This window comes from Pseudogracilibacillus sp. SO30301A, from assembly GCF_037072025.1.
Taxonomy (GTDB): Bacteria; Bacillota; Bacilli; order Bacillales; family Amphibacillaceae; genus Pseudogracilibacillus.
On the sequence record NZ_JAXHDD010000048.1, the window covers coordinates 1 to 21037 of the forward strand.

The following is a 21037-nucleotide window of genomic DNA, read 5'->3' on the forward strand; positions in this document are numbered from 1 at the left end:
TTTAACCACGAAGATCACTATTTATCCACGCAAATAGTGAATTAACCACGAAATTCGCTATTTATCCACACAAAACGTAAAATAATCACAAGGACTGTCTGTAGAGCATTGAAAATAATTTCAAATAAAAAAACTGCCCTCAAGTCAATCTCGACTTAAGGACAGCTTAATTGTAATTATCCTAATACAGCTTGATCGCTAGCTAGTTGTCTGCCGCGAATTCGCTGGAATTCTTCTAATAAATTTTCTATAGTTAGTTTTGACTTTTCTTCACCACGTACATCAAAGATGATTTGGCCGGCATCCATCATTATTAACCGGTCTCCCATATCAAGTGCCTGTTGCATATTATGGGTTACCATCAATGTTGTAAGGTTAAACTTCTCAACAATCTCTGAAGTTAGATCGGTAATTAATTCTGCTCTTGCAGGGTCAAGTGCAGCTGTATGCTCATCAAGTAGCAATATGCTTGGTTCTGTAAATGTTGCCATTAGTAGAGAAAGTGCTTGCCTTTCTCCCCCTGATAGAAGTCCAACTTTTGCATTAAGTCTGCTTTCAAGACCGAGATTTAACGTTTTTAAATACTCTCTAAACATTTCGCGACGCTTATTTGTAACACCTAACCGTAATTTACGTTGTTTATTACGCGCATATGCAATCGCTAAGTTTTCTTCAATTGTCATGGAAGGAGCCGTTCCCGCCATTGGATCCTGGAATACACGGCCGATAAATTGGGAACGTTTAAATTCAGGTAAATAGTCTACACGATTTCCGTCAATAGAGATATTACCGACATCAGAAATTAAATTTCCGGAAATTATGTTCATTAAAGTCGATTTCCCAGCGCCGTTTCCGCCGATGACTGTAACAAATTCACCCTTATTAAGCTTTAAATTTATATTTTGTAATGCTCTTTTTTCATCAGGTGTTCCCTCATTAAACGTAATCGATATATGTTCTAATTTAAGCATTCTTAATATCCTCCATTGGAAGCGCTGCTCGTTTTTTAAGGCGACGCTGTTTCTCCCTTTGTGCCTGTAATATTTTCGGTGCAACAAGAGCTACAATAACAAGGAGTGATGTAATTAATTTCATGTCACCCGTATCTAAAAATTCGACCCGTAACGCAAATGTAACCACAATTCGGTAAACGATAGCTCCTAAAATTACTGCTAACGTTGCTCTGGCAATTGTTTTTGTCCCAAACAATGCTTCTCCAATAATGACAGAAGCAAGCCCAATAACAATTAAGCCAATCCCCATCCCAACATCAGCGAAACCGCCATGTTGAGCGATGAGCGCCCCTGAGAAAGCTACTAGCCCGTTAGAAATCCCTACACCAACAATTATTAACGTATCTGTGTTTGCTGAAAAGCTCCGAATCATACGTTGATTATCCCCTGTGGCCCGTAATGCTAGACCAACTTCTGTTTTTAAGAAGAAATCGACAATAATTTTAATAGCGATAATAACTAAAATCATGAAGATTACAATTCCCCATGTCGCAGGAAAACGTTCTAGCCCGAGGGCAGACAGAAGATTGTTTAATACTCCATCAATACCGGTCTTCTCCCATACAGAAACTAACTGAGTTTTCAATGTGGAATCGTTCAAGAGGGATAATGTTGGTTGTCCCATAATACGTAAATTAATCGAATAAAGTGCAATCATCATTAATATTCCCGATAATAGAGCATTAATTTTCCCTTTCGTATGCAGAATCCCAGTAATGCACCCAGCTATAAACCCAGCCAATGCTCCTAAAATAGTTCCAAGTATTGGTGGCAATCCATTCATAATTGAAATGGCAGCAACCGCAGCCCCTGTAACAAAACTTCCATCAACAGTTAAATCGGGAAAATCCAGTACTCTAAAAGTCAAATAAACGCCAAGTGCCATAATAGCATAAATAGCCCCCGATTCTACTGCGCCAAATAAAGATAAAAACATGTTATCCCCCCCATTACGAAAAACGTATTTATCTATGTTATATTCACTGACTTTATGTTAATTCTCTACATAAATGTAAAGAAGGAAGCAGTGATTATCATCTCACCGCTTCCTATATATTGTACTAAAGTTTTCACAATTTAGAAAGGTTTATTTTTTATTCAGTTTCAATAAATTCAGCATCGTCCCAATCTTCATTCCATTCAATTCCTTGTGCTTCTGCCGCTTCTTTATTGATATATAGCTGAATCTCTGGTGGATATTCAACATCAATTTCACCTGCTGTTTTTTCGCCTGATAAAATCTCAGCCGCCATTTCACCAGTTCTATACCCAATTGTAAAATAATCAATTCCAAATGTAGCAAAACCACCTTTTGCTAGTGAATCAGGCTCTCCTACTATTAATGGAATCTGCTGCTCATTTGCAACGCCTACAACTGTATCTAAAGCGGATACTACTGTATTATCTGTAATAATGTAGAGAACATCAACATCCCCTGCTAAAGATTGTGCTGCCTGTTGAACCTCTGAAGAGTTTGCTACTGTTCTTTCAGCAAACGTAAGGCTAGTTCCTTCGCCAGCAGCTTGAACAGCTTCAATCTGTGTTACTGAGTTTTGTTCTCCAGCATTATAAAGCAAACCGACTTCGGAGTCTGGGAAATACTGATCGATAAATTCTACTGTTTTGGCTATTCCATCTGGATGTAAATCTACTACACCGGTAATATTATCGCCCGGCTCATCCATTGCTTCTACTAATCCAGCATCAACTGCATCGGTTACAGAAGTAAATAAAATAGGAATATCTTTCGTTGCATTTAGTGCACCTAATGCACTTGGTGTTGAGTTAGCGAAAATTAAGTCTACATCTTCTGCAACAAAGTTATCCGAGATTGTCTTTACGTTATTTTGATCGTTTTGTGCATTTTGATAAGCAAACTCTACGTCTAATCCAGCATCTTCAAGTGCTGCTTGAAAACCTTCGTATGCAGCGTCGAGTGATGGGTGTTCTACTATTTGTGTCGCACCAATTTTAAATGTATCCCCACTCTCCGTTGCTTCTTCTTCATTAGCTTTCTCTGAGTCTGTTGTTTCTTCTTCTGGCTCCGAACTGGCTCCTCCGTCTCCACCACAAGCTGCGAGGACAAGGATGCTAATTACAGCAATTAACAATAATTGTAGCCATTTTTTCATGAACAGTTTTCCCCCTTAATATTTTCAGTTTAGTTACCTTATTATATCTACTAGTCTACTTCTATGCAAGATTATTAGTTATATTCTAAAAATATACTACGATAGTAAATCGGTAAATAATCTGCATCTTGATAATGGATCATAGAAAAGTTTCAGTGATTTGATATGATAGATTTCCAAATAAATAAAGGCGGAAGCAAGTAACTTATCCACAGCTATACTAAAATATACTTTCAACAATAAATAAAGTCGGGAAGCGTTTCGAAAACGTTACCCGACTTGTCCTCATTATTTTGGTCCTTTTAACATCATTATCTCACCAACTTTTGCATAATCATTTCCAGCTAAACTGATCCTCTATAATTTAGTTCATCCCTATATTGAAAGCTAAAACTATCCACTTATACTTAATTCAAATATTATAAATCTGAGATAAGAATGTAAAAAAAATTAGATAGACTCTGCAAAAATACCGATCTTCTTTAATAATTCAATTGCTTGTTCTTTTTCGTTTTTTGATAAACTAGAAAATATCTTAGCCATTGCTTTTTTATGTTGAGGAAAAATTTCCTCCATTAATTTTTTACCCTTTTCTGTTAAACGTCCATAAATAACACGACGATCATTAGGGCATGCAATTCTTTCCAAATAGCCTTTTTCCTCTAATTTATCAACAACGTACGTAATACTACTACTTGCCAGTAATACTTTTTTTCCAATCAGTTGGATTGGTTGCTCTCCTTTATGGTACAAAAATTCCATGACACCAAATTCTGTTAAATTTAGTTGATAGCTTTTTATGTCTTTTACTACCTGTTTTCTAACGGATTCTATTGCACGGCTTAAAACAACAAATAATTTCAAGGAAAGTTCTTCATCATTTTTATTAGTGTTGTCACTCATACCTTTTCCCCTTCACATTTGCCTCTAATTCGTATTAATTATATTTGAGGCTTTTTCACTTGTCAATAAAGTAGAAATGACGACAATAATTTGCCGTCATTTTTTAATCATTATTCACTTATTCTTGGATCAGAGAGAAGTCTTTCTACTTCCTCTTTATGTCTTGTTTCATCAGCAATCATATCTTCTAACTGCACAACCAATTCTGTTAAACCAAGTTCTTCTGCTTGTTTTTTCCTTTTTTCATATCTTTCAATTGTTTCAGATTCTGCTTGATGAACTGCTTCAAGTAAATCTTTCACCTCAGTCGGTTGTGGTACTTCAGCTGCTTTTGTTGTTGGAGTCCCACCTAATGCGATGATCTTTTCTGACAAATACATAGCATGTCCAAGTTCATCCGTAATTTCTTCTTCAAAAAATGGTTTTAACGCAGAACGATATAACCCTGATACAGCTGAAGCGCTGTATGTATACTGAATCGCTGCTCCATATTCATGTGCTAAATCCGTGTTTAACCCGTCAATTAATTTCTCTTTTTCATTTTCCATTTCACTCAACCCCTTGTTTAAATTTTTACTACAGCATATCATTCCCTAAATTAGGAAATTCAAACTAAATTGTACTAATAAAAGAGCTGAAAAAATTTTAAAAAATAAAAGTGAAATACGAACTTCAGTAGCTGTTCTCTAAAACGACCCACACGGATCTGACCACTGACGATCAGGTAGTGTATCGTTGTTCGGAGCACGTGATGTTTGTCGCCAGCCCTTGGCTAGCAATTTCATTCATGTATTTATTATTCCCATTGAAAAGGTGTTTCTTGATACACATAATAATTTAACCAATTATAAAACAATAAATGCGTATGGGAACGCCAAGTATTTAATGGTGTTTTATTTGCATCATTATTTGGAAAATAATTCTCCGGCATATGAATATCCATGCCCTTAGCTAAATCACGCTCATATTCATCACGAAGCGTTGTTGCATCATATTCCAAATGTCCTGTTACCATAATGTGCTTGTCGTCTTTTGATTTTAATAAAAAGATCCCCGCATCATCAGAAACAGCTAATATTTGCAAATCGGGATGATTTTTTATTTCTTCCGTAGCCACTTCCGTATATCTAGAGTGTGGTGCATGAAAGACATCTTCAAAACCACGAACTAATTTTACTGTCGGATCAAGAACAGTATGTGTATATATACCGGAACATTTTTTTGGTAGTTCGTATTTATCTATCCCGTAATGATGGTATAGTGCGGCTTGTGCTCCCCAACAAATATGAAATACTGACGTAACATTCGTTTTTGTCCATTCCATTATTTCTACCAGTTCATCCCAATAGTTTACATCTTCAAACTGAAAATGTTCAATAGGAGCCCCTGTAATAATCATTCCATCAAAACGACGATCCTTCACATCATAAAAAGTTGAATAAAATGTGTCTAAATGTGATTTACTTACATTTTTAGATACGTGTGTAGCCGTATGTAAAAATGTAATATTTACCTGTAGCGGCGTATTTCCAAGTAATCGTAATAACTGTAATTCCGTTTTTTCTTTTTCTGGCATTAAATTTAAAATAGCTATATTTAGTGGACGAATATCTTGCGTTCTAGCACGATCTTCATCCATCACAAAAATTTTCTCCTCTTTTAACAACTTTCGTGCAGGTAAACCTTCTGGAATATTTATTGGCACCGTTCTCTCTCCCTTCTTTATCTAATATTATAACGCTTCAAGTTATAAATATCACCATATAAATAATTAGACTTCACGTCATTTTCGTTACGGTTATCACTTGCAACTAAAAATAATATATGATAATCTAACAACGTAATCTATATGACCGTTTTGTTCATTTGGTCAATACTTATTAATAGCGGAGGGTATATATGGCATTCGACCGAAGACAGGAAATATTAGATGCAGCTACAAAGTCTTTCTCTTTGTTCGGCTATAAAGCAACAACAATGGATCAAGTTGCAAAACTAGCTAATGTTGGAAAAGGTACTATTTACACTTTTTTCAAAAATAAAGAAGATTTATTCGACGAAATTATTACAAAATTAATTTCAGATATGGAAAAAGCGGCATTAAACGCAATTGATGAAGAAAATTCATTTCGAGGAAATGTACACCAAGCACTATACAAAATGTTAGAATTTCGTCTTGAACATCAATTAACGATTAAACTTTATCAAGAAGAACGCGATATTGGTACTCCAATTGTGCACGAAGTCTTGCAAAAGCTAGAACAATCTATTCTATTATTTATTCAAGAAAAAATAGAACGTGCAATTAAAAAGGGTGAAATTAAGCAATGCGATCCTGAAATCACCGCATTTATTTTACTAAAATTATATGTCGCACTCATTTTTGATTGGGAAAAAAATCGGAAGCCACTTGAGAAAGCAGAAATTGCAAATTTATTTGAGCTTTATATTTTTCATGGATTATCTAATAAGTAGGTAGTCCATCATTTTTTCACTGGTTTGACCAATTGGTTAAAGCGGTCAATAGTTTTAGGAGGTAGTTATGTTTAAATCTTTATTTAGTAAAGAATCATTAGCCGTTTTTAAAGACAAAAAATTAATGATAGCCATTACGGCAGTTATTTTTGTACCAATTCTTTACGCTGGTATGTTTTTATGGGCATTTTGGGATCCATATGATCATTTAGAAGATGTTCCGGTTGCCATTGTAAATGAAGATAAGGGATATGAGTTCGAAGGAGAGTATTTAACGCTTGGAGATGAACTTGTCGATAATTTAAAAGAAGAAGATGCATTTGACTTTCATTTTGTTGACAAAGAAGTCGGATACCAAGGGCTAAGTGAACAAGACTATTATATTTTAATAGAAATCCCTGAAAATTTTTCCAAAAGTTCAACTACATTAATGGATGATTCACCAGAAAAATTAGAATTACTTTATGTTCCAAATGAGAGTTTTAATTTTCTCGCTTCACAAATTGGAGAAACCGCCATGCTCCAGATAGAAATGGCGTTAGAAGAGAAAATTACCGAAACGTATGCAGAAACTATTTTTGATAAAATTACTGAGGTTGCAGACGGTTTAGAAGATGCTAGTGATGCAACTAAGGAACTACATGATGGTGCTGGTGAGTTAAAAGATGGCTCGGAAAAATTAAAAGACAATTTAAAAACACTTGCTGAAAAGTCAATTGAATTTACCAAAGGAATTGAAACTGCTCAGACAGGTGCAGGTGACTTAGTTAACGGAACTACTACCTTATCTGAAGGAATCGCTGAATTATACGATAACAGTAATAAATTAAAGAATGCTTCTGAAGATCTACAATCAGGAGCGAATAAATTAGCAGATGGCATTTCCGTTGCTGATGGTGGAGTAAAAGAAATGCAAGGAAAAGTTCCACAGCTTATTACTGGTACAAAACAAGTAAAAGATGGATTAAATACATTTTATGAAGAATTACCAAAAGCAATGGCCGGACAGATTGATAAAAAACTAGAAAAAGGTTCAGAATCCATATTGGATGGTTCGAATCAATTACGAACTGGCATTGTAAATGGATTAGAAAATAAATTAGCCCCAGAACTTGCAACAGGTTTAACTGATGGCTTATCGCAAGGTCTAGCAGCAGGAGTTGTGAATGAAGCAAATTCATTTATTAGTGCCGCCCCCGGACCAGTTTCAAATACGATTGCAAAAGAAGTAACAACTGATTTAAAAGAAAAAGAGACTGAGAAAAAGAATGAACTTCTTCAAATTTTACGAAATGCAGAAGTGCCGGAAGATACTCTTCAAGAAGTAGAAAATAAATTAGATGAATTTGCGCCAGACTATAATCAAATTGAACAAATGATCGAAAGCAAATTAACAGTTGTTTTGGAAGATGCCTTAAAAGATGTAAAAATAACGCAAGACCAACAAAAGCAATTAGAAACAATGATCAAAACACAGATTAAAGACGGGATTGAAAATGGTGTAAATGACGCTGTAAATCAAACTGTCGTTAGTGTAAATGCTGGTTTTGATGAATATGAGCAAGCAGTTACTAATGGATTAAAAGATGCAACAAATGGGTTAGAAGCACAAATCAAACAGGCACTAAATGAACCTATCGGTGAATTACAAGGTGGACTTTCACAAATTAATGACGGACAGTCTTTATTACATGGTGGGATAAATCAACTTGCTGCTGGTACAAATCAACTAAAAGACGGTTCTCAACAATTAATAAGCGGACAAAATAACTATGTAAATAATATGTACAAATTTACAAATAGTTTTTCTAAAGCGAATGACGGTTCGATTGAGTTAGCAAAAGGTGCAAGCAAGCTCTATAGTGGCATGTTTGAATTAAAAGATGGTTCTATTCAACTTAGTGATGGTGCACACCAACTATCAGATGGATCGAACGATTTATATGATGGAATGATTTCGTTAGTTAATGGAACGAGTGAATTCAATGAAAAAATGCATGAAGCAGCAGATGAAGCCGGTGATGTACATGCATCAGAAGACACTCATAATATGATGGCTAACCCGGTGCAAGTAGAGAATGAAAAAATAAATGAAGTGCCGAATTATGGAACTGGATTTACTCCATACTTTTTATCCCTTGGACTATTCGTAGGAGCGCTACTGTTATCCATCGTTTATCCATTAAGGGAACCTTCCGTTGTTCCATCAAGCGGTTTTAACTGGTTTCTAAGAAAGTTTCTTGGTTTATTCACAATAGGTGTACTACAAGCACTTATCGCATGTGGTATCTTGTTAATCGGGTTAAAAGTTGAAGTTCAAAGCATACCGTTGTTTATCCTTTTTGCGATTATAACGAGTTTAGTATTTATAACACTAATTCAGTTTCTCGTTACATGCTTTGATGATCCAGGCCGTTTTATGGCAATCATCATTCTCATCTTACAGTTAACAACAAGTGCTGGAACATTCCCATTAGAATTAATTCCGAAAGCATTACAACCAATAAGTGCACTACTGCCAATGACGTATACTGTTGCCGGATTTAAAGCAGTTGTTTCAAGCGGTGATTTTGGTGTAATGTGGCAAAATGCAGGTATATTACTTCTCTATACTATTGTGTTCATGTTATTAACATTATCCTATTTTATCGTCATGCATAAACGTAAATTTGCGACATTAACTAAATCGGAAACAGCTTCATAAACTTAGAAAGTGACCGTTCATCAGGTCACTTTTTTTGTTACAACAGTCCAAATGATTGTCGAATGGTTTATTCACAATCTATCCAGAGACCTGGGGATATCATATTAAACTGTTGCGGGATCAATGTTTTCACCTGTTCATCGTTTTTGTGGATAAGTCTGTGGATTATGTGGATAAGGTGGATAACTAATTTAATTATACTCACAAACCTTGATTTTACTTGGATTCTATCAAACAATCACGTTCTTAATATCTAACACTTCTAATAATTAAAATTATATAATGTCCTATAAGTAAATAAAATTAGTTATAATCATCATGAGTTATAAAGTATACTTTCTCTTTATTTCTTGTTATGATACATACAAGATTATATCTAGTGAAACACTATGAATTTGAGGTGAATTACTTGCAGGAAACATGGGCATTTTTAGACACTGGGCATCATGATGCAGCAACGAATATGGCTATTGATGAAGCATTACTTCAGTGGCATAGTGAAGATAAAATACCTCCAACGCTCAGGTTCTATGGTTGGAAAAAACCAAGTCTTACTGTAGGACATTTCCAAAATGTTAATAAAAGCATCGAGTTTTCAGGTATTGAAAAACACGGTTGCGATTTTGTTCGACGTTTAACAGGCGGGAGTGCTGTATTACATGATGATGAGTTGACATATAGTATTGTTGTGAGTGAGCGTCATCCAAAAATTCCTCACTCTGTCAATAAAGCGTATTATATTTTGTCACAAGGATTACTTGAGGGCTATCGCTCTTTAGGAATTGAAGCTGACTTTGCTATACCTGAACGAGAATTGTTCAAAGATCGTTCTGCGGTTTGTTTCGAACAACCAGCAATTTACGAAATGATCGTTGACGGCAAAAAAATTTCAGGAAATGCACAAACACGAAAAAATGGTGTATTACTACAACATGGCTCTATCCCTATGAGCTTCGATTCGGAGATGCTGTTTGATTTATTTAAATTTTCATCTGAAAGGCTTCGAGAGCGCCAACGTAACTCTTTTGTAAAAAAGGCAATTAGTATCAATGATATAACTGGGAATAAACATACATATGAGATGTTAAAAGACGCATTTTTAAACGGTTTTACAATGAGTTTACATATACAAGTTGAACCATTAAAATTGACAAATGAAGACTGGCAATACATTCATTTCTTAGCAGAGACAAAGTATAAAACGGATGAGTGGAATTATAGAAAAAAGAAAAAAGCAGGGAGTGTTTCATCATGACTCAGAAGCAAGAGTATTTACGTAAACCCGATTGGTTAAAAATTAAAATAAATACGAGTGACTCCTACAAAGGTTTAAAGAAATTAATGCGGGAAAAAAAGTTAAATACTGTTTGTGAAGAAGCGAGATGCCCGAATTTGCATGAATGTTGGAGTGAGAGACAAACTGCTACATTCATGATTTTAGGAGATACATGTACGAGAGGCTGCCGCTTTTGCGCCGTAAAAACAGGACTTCCAAACGAGCTTGACTGGGGTGAGCCGGAACGCGTTGCTGACTCTGTAAAAATAATGGGGTTAAAACATGTCGTGATCACAGCTGTTGCCCGTGATGATTTAAAAGACGGTGGAGCTGCTGTATTTGCTGAAACGGTTCGTCAAGTACGTAAAAAAAATCCAGGTACAACAATTGAAATTTTACCTTCTGACATGAAAGGTGATTATGAGAGTTTACATACATTAATGTCGTCTGAACCAGACATTTTCAACCACAATATTGAAACGGTTCGCCGCTTAACAAAACGTGTTCGCGCAATCGCTAAATATGACCGTTCACTAGAACTTTTACAACGAGTGAAAAACATTGCTCCAAATACACCGACAAAATCGAGTATGATGGTTGGTCTTGGCGAAACAAAAGAAGAGATTTTAGAAGCGATGGATGACCTTCTCGCCCATGATGTTGATATTTTAACGATTGGCCAATATTTACAACCAACGAAAAAGCACTTAAATGTGGAAAGATATTATCATCCAGATGAATTTAAAGAATTAGAAGAGATTGCACTTAAAAAAGGATTCAAACATTGTAAATCAGGACCACTCGTTCGTTCTTCATACCATGCAGATGAACAAGTGACTGCTGCTGCTGCACAGCGCAGAATCCAGTACATGAAGGGTTATGAAGAATCTGAAAATAAGGCAGTAGACTTTTCATTAGTTGATATGTTGCGATCTGATTCGTAAGAAATTATAAGGCTGTTGAAATCTTCAACAGCCTTATTTCATGTGATTTTTAATTTTTCTTTGAATAGAAGTGCAAGTATGGATTGCGATACCCTGCTGTTTCACCTTGAATAGGTATGCGAGAACTCCTTGCGTTACCCTTCTCTTGAGTGATCAACTCGAACGGGCACGTGATAAGAATTAATTCTTTCTTTTAGAGGAACACGCACTTTTAATGAATATTCGAAAAGATACTGTAATTTAACCACTACAACGAATTTTTAGAAGGGCACGTTTAATACGGAATTAACTGCTACTTAGACGTTTTTTCCTTACACCTGCTCTGGACTTGATATCAAGCCGATAAATAAATTTACATTTGACTCTTCCATACTAATCGTAAATAAAAATGGTCGATTGACATCCATATAAAAGTCGTCTCCAATAATGGCAGAGGTTGTTCGCATTTCCACTGAAGTTGCCGCAGCAGCTTCCGATCCTTCCTCATTAACATTAATAAATGTTTTTTGTTTCACTTTATGAATCCACAAAGGAGCGTTTTCTTCGATCATCTGCGAAAAATCTGCTTCTTTATTATCAAAAGCTGAAATCATCCCTAATTGTTGTAAAGACTCATTTAAAATTGTTTCATATTCAACTTGAAACTTAGGTAGCTTTATCATGCCATTTGTTTCTTTAAATTGTGTTTGCAACTCTTTCCAACTTTCAGAATTCATTTCTTTAGCGACTTCACCCAACGAAACACCTTCATTAGGGAGAATGACTTGCATATTCATTTCCCCTTTTCCATAGGGGAGTTTTACTGCTTGAAAAGTTTCATTTTCTACATATTCTAGTTCTTCTTCCAATACCATAAAAGGTACATCCATTTCTCTTTCAGGTGAAAAGAACGTTGAAGTCTTTGTATTTCCTTCATCGAATTCATATGTCCATTTTCCATTAAAATATAATGCATTTATTAACAAAGTAACCATATCTGGATGTAAAGGGGCTTCAATAATTTCTTCAATCTTACCATCCGTAGAGTCATTTACCCAATTGTTAATTTGATCGACAGAAGTAGTATCAAAGACATTAATTTCAAAGATTTCTGCATCGAAATAATCGATCGCTTTTTTCTCAAACGCTCCCGTAAAATGATATTCTTCGTTTAACCAAATTGAATTTGCAATCGAAAGTTCGAATCCCTCTGAATCTTTTGTCAACATATCCACAAGCGCCCGATTCGCCTTATTAATTTCATCCACAGTTAGTCCATTCAGTTCCAGTACCTCTTCCATTTCCGCTTTCGTCTTTGCTTCCGCACCATTATATGCGATTAATAATGCCATAAGAGCACTCGTCGGCGAAATGAAAATATTCCCGTTTTCATCTGGATCCATTTTATCAAGCAAAGAAAACCCTAGAATGTTATTAGGTTCAACAAGCTGTTCATAATCCTCCACACTTCCGGAAACAGCATGGCCTTCTCGCTCCTCTGATTCTTTACCGTTTCCACAACCAACTGCCAACAACAGCATGAATAAACTTATAAATAACTTAGCTTGTTTCACTCTAATCCTCCCTCTGTTTTTGGATTTGTGATAATGCCCATAAACAATATTGCACCTGTTTTATCATCTGTAATCGCAATAAAAAATGGCCGATTTACTTCCATATAAAATGTATCTTCTACAATTGAAGATTCTCTTAAAACTGCTATTGATGTAACTGCAGCGGCTTCTGTTCCTTCTTCATTCACATCTATATACGTCTTTTGTTTGACTTCATCCACCCACAATTGTTCGTTTTCTTTAATTATATGTCGAAAATCTGCTTTTTTACTATCGAACGCATTCTCCATTCCCAACTGTTTTAACGGTTCATTTAAAATCACTTCAAATTCAACCTGAAACTTAGGGAGCTTAATAATACCATTTTTTGCTTGAAATTCTGTTTGGCAATTATTCCAGTTATCCACAGTGAAATTTTTAATGATTGTATCTATGCTTGAATTTTCACGTGGGAGAAAAATATTCATACTCATTTCCCCCTTCCCATACGGAAGCTTTACCGCTTGGAATGAGGGGTTCTCCATATAGGAAAGCTTTTCATCTAACACCATCATCGGTACTTCTACTTCTTTTTCTTCTGTATAAAATGGAACCGCTTCCGTTCTATCCACATCAAATTCATGTTTCCATTTCCCTTTAAAATATAACGCATTTATTAACAGTGTCACTAAATCAGGGTGTAAAGGAGCTTCTACTATTTCTTCTATTTTATCTTTTGTGGATTCACTAACCCAGTTATTAATCTTATCGACAGAGGCATCATCGAAAACATCTATTTGAGAGATTTCAGCTTGGTAAAAGTCTCTTGTATTGTTTACAAACTCCTCTTTTAAATTAAACTCTTGATTCAACCAGATTGAATTTGCAATGGAAAGTTCAACTCCTTCCATGTCTCTATCTAAGCTATCTAAAAGTGAAGCCGCATCCTGATTCAACTCATCAACTGATATTTCGTTTAGTCCGAGAGCTTTAGCTATTTCATCTTTCGTATCACCCTCTGCCCCATTATATACCATTCCTATTGCGAACAATGCACTCGTAGGTGAAATAAAAATATTATTATTATCATCAGGAGTCACTTTATCCAATAAGGAAAAACCTAATTCATTATTAGACCAAATCAACGTTTCATATGTATTCGAGTTATCCACATCTTTTCCTTCACTAGAGTTATCCACATTTGTTAAAGAGCCACAACCGGCAACTAGAGTAATAACATAAAAGGATAGATAGAAGAATAATCGTTTACTCATAACATAATCCTCCCACTAATGTTTATATATAAATAAACATATTAAATGTATTATGTTACTATAAAGTTAATGTTCTTATATTCTACTTTAGAAAGGTCGTAGCGATTCATGCAGTTTCCAGAACCAAGTGAAAAAATTTCGTCCAAAGCGATTACCGTTTGGCGCATAAGAGATAGTATTTCCGCCCTTATTCAATTAATCATACTTTCTATCCTGTTGTTTGCGTACTATTATTTTAATTGGTATAGCTGGATCAGCGTCATTTTATTTATCATTATTGGTTATATTATTTTATATACGATTTATAAATTAACAATCTACCCAGTTTATTTACAACGGACATGGCGATATGAAATCGATAAAGATCATATTCAGATTAAACACGGATACTTTCATAAATACCACGCTATCGTCCCAATGACTCGTGTAGAATATGTCAATACGAATCAAGGACCGCTCCTTAGAAAATTCGGTTTGTCATCGATTACGATTGGAACGATCGCTTCTTCTCACGATATTCCTGCGCTACCTGTTGAAAAAGCAAAAGAGCTCCGTAACAGAATTGTTTATTTAGCGCAAATTGATGATTCACTAGAGAACAGTTTAGAAATGGAAGATGCAAATGAATGAACAGCAATTGATGCAAACAAGGCAACATCCTTTATGGATACTCTACCAAATTGGTTTATCGGTAAAAGAAGTAATCATCCCCGTACTTATATTTTTTGTCTTTAATATTCGTAACGAAGCACTCTGGGTTAAATTAGGGTCTATTGCGCTTATACTATATATTATTTTTCGTATCGTTACAATTATATTCCAATGGAAGAATCATACATACTTATTTACAGATAAACATGTTGAGGTCAGGGAAGGTAGATTTGTGTCCAATAAAAGATATATTGCATTAAATCGAATTCAGAGTCATCAACAACAAACTTCCATTTTTCATCGTCTATTTGGTCTTACCTCATTATCTCTGATAACGGGAACAAGTTCGGACAATGCGGTGATAAAATTTGAAATGATTTCAAGTAAAGAAGCGGAGCGAATTAAGCGAATTATCCAAGAGAAAAAACAAAACACCCCAGAAGAGATCGAACTAAACGAAACACCAGCAAAGGATAAACGAAAACTTCATTATAAAATTTCCTTCAGAGAAATTTTTCTAATTGCTCTAACTTCTATTTATGTAATTGCAATTTTTCCGGTACTTGTATCCATTTATTTAAAAATCGACGAGATATTCAAATTAGAAACGGTTGCTTTACAAGTTTTCTCTTTTTTAACAGATTCATGGATGTTGATCACGATAACATTACTGTTTCTTATTGTTTTCGCCATCGGTTCAGGTGTCATCATTACTTATTTACGTTTCGGTAATTATCAAGTTTCTTCCGATCATGAGCAAATCTATATTTCACGTGGAATTTTTAATAAAACATTTTACACGATTCCTAGAGAAAAAATTAACGGTCTCTTAATTGAAAAAACTATCCCAAGAAGGTTCTTTAACGTTGTGAAAGTCAAAGTCGTTAGTTTAGGAGATCTATTTGATGAAAGTGAAATGGAAACAGATACCCTATTCCCTTTTATCGGTGAAAGTAAACTAAAGGAGCTACTACCAGAAATTTTACCATCATTTAAGTTGCAGGAAGAAATGAATCCTTTACCTAAGCAGGCGCTTTTTGTTAATTTAATTCAACCGAGCTATTTGTTAGTCATTGTCACGTTTTTTATCTTTTTCTTTTGGCCAGAATTTTGGTTTGTTCCAGTTATTTATGCATTCTCGCTCATTTTTTACCGGATTGCTAAAACCTATCTGACAAAATATGCACAAACTGAAAAATGGATTCAACTTCAAACAGGTGTGTTAGTAACAGAAACTTTTCTTACAAAACGGGAAAAAGTAGATGAACTGGAAGTAAACCAATCTTGGATAGAACAACAATTAAGACTTGCTACAATTAGTATAACTTCAAGAGCAAAACCAATCCATATCTCTACCTTGGAACATTTACCTGTTGAAACAGCAATAGAATATTATCTGTGGTTTAAACAGGAAGCAAGTGAAGATAAAATGAATAAAAATCGACAAGTGGACATATAGAACCACTTGTCTTTCAAGGATATGCTTTCAATTTTTTAACAATTTCAATTAATCTACAAAGTGAAATTTTTGACCAAGGAGTTTAGAAGTTGTTCTTTCTCTAACGGATTCTCTACTGTCTTTATAATTTCTTTTCTTTTCTCAGAAATGGTAGCTAGTTTTGTTCCTATGTCATCGCTAATTACATCTCGTAACAAATCTCGTATTTTTTTGGCTAGACTAGGGCTTGCTCCGTTTGTTGATACTGCTATATGCAGATTATCTTTTTTTAAGAGGGCTGGCATGATAACATTCGCTAATTGTGGCTCACTAACATTTAAAACTAATTGATGCGGATGACAATTCAATGTAACTTCTCGGTTCGTTTTTATATCATTTGTTGCAGCAATAACAAAAAAAGCATCTATTAGATCGTGTTTTTCAACTGATTTTCTTTTCCAAATGATCGGTTTAGAATCGACTAATGCGCGAAGGCTATTTGTCAAACTGAGGCTAATCACTTCAATGGTTGCCCCAGTTCCGAGTAAGGATTGGACTTTTCTTTCGGCAACTGTCCCTCCGCCAATAACAGTAACACGTTTTCCCTTCAAATCGATCATGGCTGCAAAATATTCCAATATAATCATCCCCCTTATCTTAACTTTTTATTTACATGTTCGACAAAGAATTTAGAAATTTTCTCGTTCCAGCCGATGTTCTGGCATAAAATAAGTGTTTGCTCGGGAGCTTGTGTTTCCTGAACTTTCTTTTCTAAATGCAACATTAAAAGACCTGTGAACAATAAATAAGGTACAATGAAAATGCATTTTGCGCCACTTTTGACTTCTTTTTGCAAGCCTTCTTCAAGTGTAGGGTTCTGTGCAGCAATATAACAAACATTGATCGACGATACATTGATCCTTTCATTTAATAATTCTTTAATGTTTTTGAAATCAGATCGAATGCTCGTGTCTGTGCTACCTCTCCCTACAATCAATACTCTGGCGTCCTCTGTAATATCGTGTTCTTCCTCGATCCGATCAACCAATGTATCAATAATTGATTCTTGAACGCCAAATGGACGTCCATATGAAAAAGTGACGTGAGGATACTTTCTTTTTGCTCGCTCAATCTCCATAGGCAAGTCATGCTTTGCGTGACCAGCTTCTAGCAATAAAATAGAAACTACTACGATATGGGTCGCTCCTTGTAAGACACATTGTTCAATTCCTGCTTCGACTAATGGGGGTTGCAATTCAATAAAACTAATGAGTTGAATAGGGGCGCTTATTCGATCAATCTGTTTGCTAATAAATTCCTTTGCTTCTTGTACCCCTTCCTTCAATCGGCTACCATGAGCGACATATAAAACGGCTTGAATAATGAACACCTTCTTTGTAATAGGTTTAACGTACGAATCTTATTTCATTTACATTCTCTACTTGCGGATAAAACCAACCTATCTCTTTACTTAATTTGACAACGTCTCCTATAACAATAATAGATGGGTTTTTAATATTGTTCCTCGATGCTTTTTGTGCGATCGTGTCGAGTGTTCCTGTTACAGCACGCTGATTTTCGGTAGTCCCCCAATGAATTATTGCTACAGATGTATTTGGATTTTTCCCATGTTTAATCAGCTGCCTGCAAATATATAGCAAGTTTTTCATGCCCATATAAATGACAAGTGTATCGATCCCCTTTGCAAGACTCTCCCATTGAAAATCTTTTATAGAACCTTGGTGCCCGGTGATCACCGCAAAAGAACTACCATAGTCTCTGTGGGTAACAGGAATGCCTGCATAAGCGGGAGCAGCTATACCTGCAGTAATACCAGGGATAATTTCTAATGGAATTTGATTTGAAGACAAATATTCTGCCTCTTCTCCGCCTCGCCCGTATACAAACGGGTCACCACCTTTCAATCTAGTAACCACTTTTCCTTTTAAAGCATGTTTCACAAGTAAGTGGTTGATCGTTTCTTGCCGAATTGCATGGTGGTTTGGTTTCTTCCCACAAAAAACCAATTCTGTTTCAGGTTTTGCAAAGGCAAGCAGTTGCTCGTTAATTAATCGATCGTAGAAGATAATGTCTGCTTCTTGGATAGCACGTTTTCCTTTTACCGTTATTAATTCTGGGTCGCCTGGACCAGCCCCGACGATATAAACTTTTCCTATATGCATACCGGACCTCCTATGTTATATGAGACATTTTTCTTTCTTCATTCAAGTATTTTATTTTCTTTCAAATAGTGAATAACCATATTGGCTCCCTGTTCAATCGATAATTTATCTGTCTCAATAATTAGCTCAGGGCATATCGGCTCTTCATATGGAGAACTGATTCCTGTAAATTTTGGAATAATCCCTTCCCGTGCTTTTTGATATAATCCTTTTGGATCTCGCTTTTCACATATCTCGAGCGAGCATTTTACATAGATTTCAATAAATTCCCCTTTCTTAAAAAGTTTTCTGACACGCTCCCGATCTGCTTGAAAGGGAGAAATAAATGCTGTCAGAACAATTTGCCCGCTATCGACAAACAAATTGGCAACTTCCCCAATCCGGCGAATATTTTCCTGCCGATCTTTGTCACTAAACTTAAGATCCTTATTCAAACCATGCCGAATGTTATCTCCGTCCAAAATGTAGCTTCGTCGCTTGTCTTGATATAATTTATAATCGACCGCATTTGCTAAGGTTGATTTTCCGGAACCTGATAATCCCGTAAACCAAACAACAGCTCCTTGATGACCATGAACTTTAATCCGATCTTCCTTTGTAACAATTGGCAGATGCCATGTCAGATTATTTGACATGTTTTACGCTCCCTTAACATTTTATTTTTTCATTCATTCCTGCAATCAATGTTTCAATCACTTCCGGTCTGCTAAATTCTTTCGGAGGATGCTCTCCATTTCGCAGCATGTTTCTTACTTTTGTCCCAGACAAAATCAAATGATCATCCGAATGATGAGCACAAGTTTTGGCAGTTGCCATGTTTTCACATGCTTTGCAATAAAAGCTATTTTCAAATTTTAATATATTCAATCCCAGTTCGTCTTCATACTGGCTAATAAGTTCTTGTGCTTCATACGTCCCGTAATAATCGCCGACACCAGCGTGGTCTCTGCCAACGATGAAATGGGTGCAGCCATAATTCTTTCTTACAATGGCATGAAATATTGCTTCTTTCGGTCCGGCATATCTCATTGCTGCTGGAAAGACAGCAAGAAGAACACGGTTTTTAGGGTAATATTTTTCTAATAAAACGTGATAGCTTTCCATTCGGACATCTGCAGGAATATCATCAGCTTTTGTTTCTCCAATTAACGGATTTAAAAAGAGCCCATCAACTGTTTCTAAAGCCACTTTTTGAATGTATTCATGCGCTCGATGAACTGGATTTCTCGTTTGAAAGCCGACAATTGTTTTCCAACCTACCTGTTTGAATGTGTTTCTTGTTTCTTTCGGGTCAAGATGAAAGGATAAAAAGGCTTTTTCAAGTCTTTTCACTAAAATGATAGAACCACCGACATAAATAGATGGACGGTCAAATAGTTTCCTGACGCCTGGGTGACTCGTATCTTCTGCTCTATAGACCGATAACGCTTCTAACCGTTTATCTGGTTGATAGATATCAGAAATGGTTATGACCCCATATATGCTTTGATTGAAAGTAAGTTTTACTTCTTGCCCAATCGTTAATTTTTCAGCGGTCAGAGCATCTATTGGAAGTGTAATCGGAATACTCCATAGTAAACCGTTCTCCAATCTCGTATTAGTAATGACAGATTGATAATCCTTTTCCCCTAGAAATCCTGTTAATGGACTGTACGCTCCATTAGCTATCAATTCCAAGTCGCTTAAAGCAATTGAATCCAGCTCAATCTCAGCTTCAATCTGATCTGTTTTTTTAGAAACATCTATACGATCAATAAGCTTTCCGCCATGTGGTATGCTTAATTCCATTTTAAATTCTCCTCTGCTCATAATTCCGTTCATTTTTTTCAATTCTTAACAAAATCAACATTCCGATAAAACACTGACAATCGCAAGTGAAGTATAAAAGTCATTTTCGATAATAAACTTAAAGAATGTGTATGCAATAACAAGTGATAATAAGGGGGAGACAACCCATATCGCAACTATTTTTTTTATAATGTTTCGTCTGAAAATATTTACTCCTTGTTGGGATGCGCCTATACCTACAATTCCAGAAGTTGTGATTTGTGTCATCGGTACAGGAATACCATATAGCAATGCTACGATGACAAGAATTGTACTTGTAATCGATACGGTCACTCCTTGGATTAAAGACAATGCCGTAATTTTCTTTCCATTTGTTTCAATTGTACCCCCACCTAATAACATCGCTCCGAGTGCAGCAAATATCCCTCCCAATAACATCCCATTAGATGTAGAAAGCACTCCTGCACCAACAAGAAGACCAACAGCATTGGCTGCATTATTCATTCCAGCAGAAAACGATTCTAAGAAGCCTATTCCAATGACAAATAACAAAAAAATTCGAGTATTTTTTTCATGCAACAATGATAATTTTTTTTTATACTTTTCTATCCATTTTCCTGCAACAAATGAAAAGACAAACGCAATTATTTGCTTTTTACTGCATCTGATCCGTACGCTATTCCCATCGATGCAGCAGCTCCACTAGCCCCAATATTCATAGCGA

At 35.6% G+C, this 21037-nt stretch carries 20 protein-coding genes; 6 read left to right on the forward strand and 14 right to left on the reverse strand.

What is annotated here, in order from left to right; all coding sequences use genetic code 11:
- Positions 1–176: 176 nt before the first annotated feature.
- The 6 genes from SPD89_RS17415 to metA all read right to left on the reverse strand — a co-directional run bounded on the left by SPD89_RS17415 (position 177) and on the right by metA (position 5753).
- The gene (locus SPD89_RS17415) at positions 177–971 is read right to left on the reverse strand and encodes an ABC transporter ATP-binding protein (protein WP_336263219.1); all 795 of its coding nucleotides are present in this window, start codon (positions 969–971) and stop codon (positions 177–179) included.
- On the reverse strand, positions 964–1950 hold the full coding sequence (locus SPD89_RS17420) for an ABC transporter permease (RefSeq protein ID WP_336263220.1): 987 nt from the start codon (positions 1948–1950) through the stop codon (positions 964–966). Before SPD89_RS17420 ends, SPD89_RS17415 begins: the two co-directional genes overlap by 8 nt.
- Before the next feature lie 157 nt (positions 1951–2107).
- The gene (locus tag SPD89_RS17425) at positions 2108–3145 is read right to left on the reverse strand and encodes an ABC transporter substrate-binding protein (protein ID WP_336263221.1); all 1038 of its coding nucleotides are present in this window, start codon (positions 3143–3145) and stop codon (positions 2108–2110) included.
- Between the two features lie 450 nt (positions 3146–3595).
- The gene (locus SPD89_RS17430) at positions 3596–4048 is read right to left on the reverse strand and encodes a MarR family winged helix-turn-helix transcriptional regulator (protein WP_336263222.1); all 453 of its coding nucleotides are present in this window, start codon (positions 4046–4048) and stop codon (positions 3596–3598) included.
- A 110-nt stretch (positions 4049–4158) separates the two neighbouring features.
- Positions 4159–4596, reverse strand: a complete 438-nt coding sequence (locus SPD89_RS17435; RefSeq protein ID WP_336263224.1) for a ferritin-like domain-containing protein — start codon at positions 4594–4596, stop codon at positions 4159–4161.
- Positions 4597–4844: 248 nt separating this feature from the next.
- Positions 4845–5753 (reverse strand): homoserine O-acetyltransferase MetA, encoded by a 909-nt coding sequence (metA, locus tag SPD89_RS17440; RefSeq protein ID WP_336263225.1) that lies wholly within the window; start codon positions 5751–5753, stop codon positions 4845–4847.
- Between the two features lie 194 nt (positions 5754–5947).
- Between metA and SPD89_RS17445 the strand changes: the two genes are divergently transcribed.
- The 4 genes from SPD89_RS17445 (at position 5948) to lipA (ending at position 11447) form a co-directional block, all read left to right on the forward strand.
- Positions 5948–6523, forward strand: a complete 576-nt coding sequence (locus SPD89_RS17445; protein ID WP_336263226.1) for a TetR/AcrR family transcriptional regulator — start codon at positions 5948–5950, stop codon at positions 6521–6523.
- Between the two features lie 67 nt (positions 6524–6590).
- Positions 6591–9227 carry a YhgE/Pip domain-containing protein gene (locus tag SPD89_RS17450; protein WP_336263227.1) on the forward strand — a complete coding sequence of 879 codons (2637 nt, stop codon included), beginning with the start codon at positions 6591–6593 and terminating at the stop codon, positions 9225–9227.
- Between the two features lie 379 nt (positions 9228–9606).
- A complete protein-coding gene (locus SPD89_RS17455; RefSeq protein WP_442961191.1) occupies positions 9607–10482 on the forward strand; it encodes a lipoate--protein ligase family protein in 876 nt (291 codons plus the stop codon).
- A complete protein-coding gene (lipA, locus tag SPD89_RS17460) occupies positions 10479–11447 on the forward strand; it encodes a lipoyl synthase (RefSeq protein ID WP_336263228.1) in 969 nt (322 codons plus the stop codon). The genes SPD89_RS17455 and lipA overlap by 4 nt, the downstream gene beginning before the upstream one ends.
- A gap of 311 nt (positions 11448–11758) precedes the next feature.
- On the opposite strand, the gene SPD89_RS17465 is transcribed toward lipA, so the two are convergent.
- Both SPD89_RS17465 and SPD89_RS17470 read right to left on the reverse strand, forming a co-directional pair.
- Positions 11759–13000 carry a serpin family protein gene (locus tag SPD89_RS17465; protein ID WP_336263229.1) on the reverse strand — a complete coding sequence of 414 codons (1242 nt, stop codon included), beginning with the start codon at positions 12998–13000 and terminating at the stop codon, positions 11759–11761.
- The gene (locus SPD89_RS17470; RefSeq protein WP_336263230.1) at positions 12997–14253 is read right to left on the reverse strand and encodes a serpin family protein; all 1257 of its coding nucleotides are present in this window, start codon (positions 14251–14253) and stop codon (positions 12997–12999) included. Before SPD89_RS17470 ends, SPD89_RS17465 begins: the two co-directional genes overlap by 4 nt.
- Positions 14254–14361: 108 nt before the next feature.
- Here SPD89_RS17470 and SPD89_RS17475 point away from each other — a divergent pair, with 108 nt between their 5' ends.
- Positions 14362–14883, forward strand: a complete 522-nt coding sequence (locus SPD89_RS17475) for a PH domain-containing protein (protein WP_336263231.1) — start codon at positions 14362–14364, stop codon at positions 14881–14883.
- Entirely contained in the window at positions 14876–16363 is a 1488-nt protein-coding gene (locus tag SPD89_RS17480; protein ID WP_336263232.1) for a PH domain-containing protein, read from the forward strand. The genes SPD89_RS17475 and SPD89_RS17480 overlap by 8 nt, the downstream gene beginning before the upstream one ends.
- 53 nt (positions 16364–16416) lie before the next feature.
- Here the strand turns inward: SPD89_RS17480 and SPD89_RS17485 are convergent, their stop codons facing one another.
- The 6 genes from SPD89_RS17485 to SPD89_RS17510 are packed head-to-tail and all read right to left on the reverse strand — an operon-like array spanning position 16417 to position 21003.
- A complete protein-coding gene (locus SPD89_RS17485) occupies positions 16417–16980 on the reverse strand; it encodes a precorrin-2 dehydrogenase/sirohydrochlorin ferrochelatase family protein (protein ID WP_336263234.1) in 564 nt (187 codons plus the stop codon).
- 14 nt (positions 16981–16994) lie between these two features.
- Positions 16995–17732, reverse strand: a complete 738-nt coding sequence (locus tag SPD89_RS17490) for a sirohydrochlorin chelatase (RefSeq protein ID WP_336263235.1) — start codon at positions 17730–17732, stop codon at positions 16995–16997.
- Positions 17733–17748: 16 nt separating this feature from the next.
- Positions 17749–18525, reverse strand: a complete 777-nt coding sequence (gene cobA / locus SPD89_RS17495) for a uroporphyrinogen-III C-methyltransferase (RefSeq protein ID WP_336263236.1) — start codon at positions 18523–18525, stop codon at positions 17749–17751.
- Positions 18526–18563: 38 nt separating this feature from the next.
- On the reverse strand, positions 18564–19160 hold the full coding sequence (gene cysC / locus SPD89_RS17500; protein WP_336263237.1) for an adenylyl-sulfate kinase: 597 nt from the start codon (positions 19158–19160) through the stop codon (positions 18564–18566).
- A gap of 13 nt (positions 19161–19173) precedes the next feature.
- Positions 19174–20313 carry a sulfate adenylyltransferase gene (gene sat, locus SPD89_RS17505; RefSeq protein ID WP_336263238.1) on the reverse strand — a complete coding sequence of 380 codons (1140 nt, stop codon included), beginning with the start codon at positions 20311–20313 and terminating at the stop codon, positions 19174–19176.
- A 54-nt stretch (positions 20314–20367) separates the two neighbouring features.
- Positions 20368–21003, reverse strand: coding sequence for an inorganic phosphate transporter (locus tag SPD89_RS17510; protein WP_336263244.1), 636 nt, complete (start codon positions 21001–21003; stop codon positions 20368–20370).
- Between the last annotated feature and the right edge of the window lie 34 nt (positions 21004–21037).

Excerpts from the sequence above, each read along its gene's own strand:
- SPD89_RS17415 (WP_336263219.1), bottom strand. The coding sequence starts at position 971 with ATGCTTAAATTAGAACATATATCGATTACGTTTAATGAGGGAACACCT.
- SPD89_RS17420 (WP_336263220.1), bottom strand. The coding sequence starts at position 1,950 with ATGTTTTTATCTTTATTTGGCGCAGTAGAATCGGGGGCTATTTATGCT.
- SPD89_RS17425 (WP_336263221.1), bottom strand. The coding sequence starts at position 3,145 with ATGAAAAAATGGCTACAATTATTGTTAATTGCTGTAATTAGCATCCTT.
- SPD89_RS17430 (WP_336263222.1), bottom strand. The coding sequence starts at position 4,048 with ATGAGTGACAACACTAATAAAAATGATGAAGAACTTTCCTTGAAATTA.
- SPD89_RS17435 (WP_336263224.1), bottom strand. The coding sequence starts at position 4,596 with ATGGAAAATGAAAAAGAGAAATTAATTGACGGGTTAAACACGGATTTA.
- SPD89_RS17445 (WP_336263226.1), top strand. The coding sequence starts at position 5,948 with ATGGCATTCGACCGAAGACAGGAAATATTAGATGCAGCTACAAAGTCT.
- SPD89_RS17450 (WP_336263227.1), top strand. The coding sequence starts at position 6,591 with ATGTTTAAATCTTTATTTAGTAAAGAATCATTAGCCGTTTTTAAAGAC.
- lipA (WP_336263228.1), top strand. The coding sequence starts at position 10,479 with ATGACTCAGAAGCAAGAGTATTTACGTAAACCCGATTGGTTAAAAATT.
- SPD89_RS17470 (WP_336263230.1), bottom strand. The coding sequence starts at position 14,253 with ATGAGTAAACGATTATTCTTCTATCTATCCTTTTATGTTATTACTCTA.
- SPD89_RS17475 (WP_336263231.1), top strand. The coding sequence starts at position 14,362 with ATGCAGTTTCCAGAACCAAGTGAAAAAATTTCGTCCAAAGCGATTACC.
- SPD89_RS17480 (WP_336263232.1), top strand. The coding sequence starts at position 14,876 with ATGAATGAACAGCAATTGATGCAAACAAGGCAACATCCTTTATGGATA.
- cobA (WP_336263236.1), bottom strand. The coding sequence starts at position 18,525 with ATGCATATAGGAAAAGTTTATATCGTCGGGGCTGGTCCAGGCGACCCA.
- cysC (WP_336263237.1), bottom strand. The coding sequence starts at position 19,160 with ATGTCAAATAATCTGACATGGCATCTGCCAATTGTTACAAAGGAAGAT.
- sat (WP_336263238.1), bottom strand. The coding sequence starts at position 20,313 with ATGGAATTAAGCATACCACATGGCGGAAAGCTTATTGATCGTATAGAT.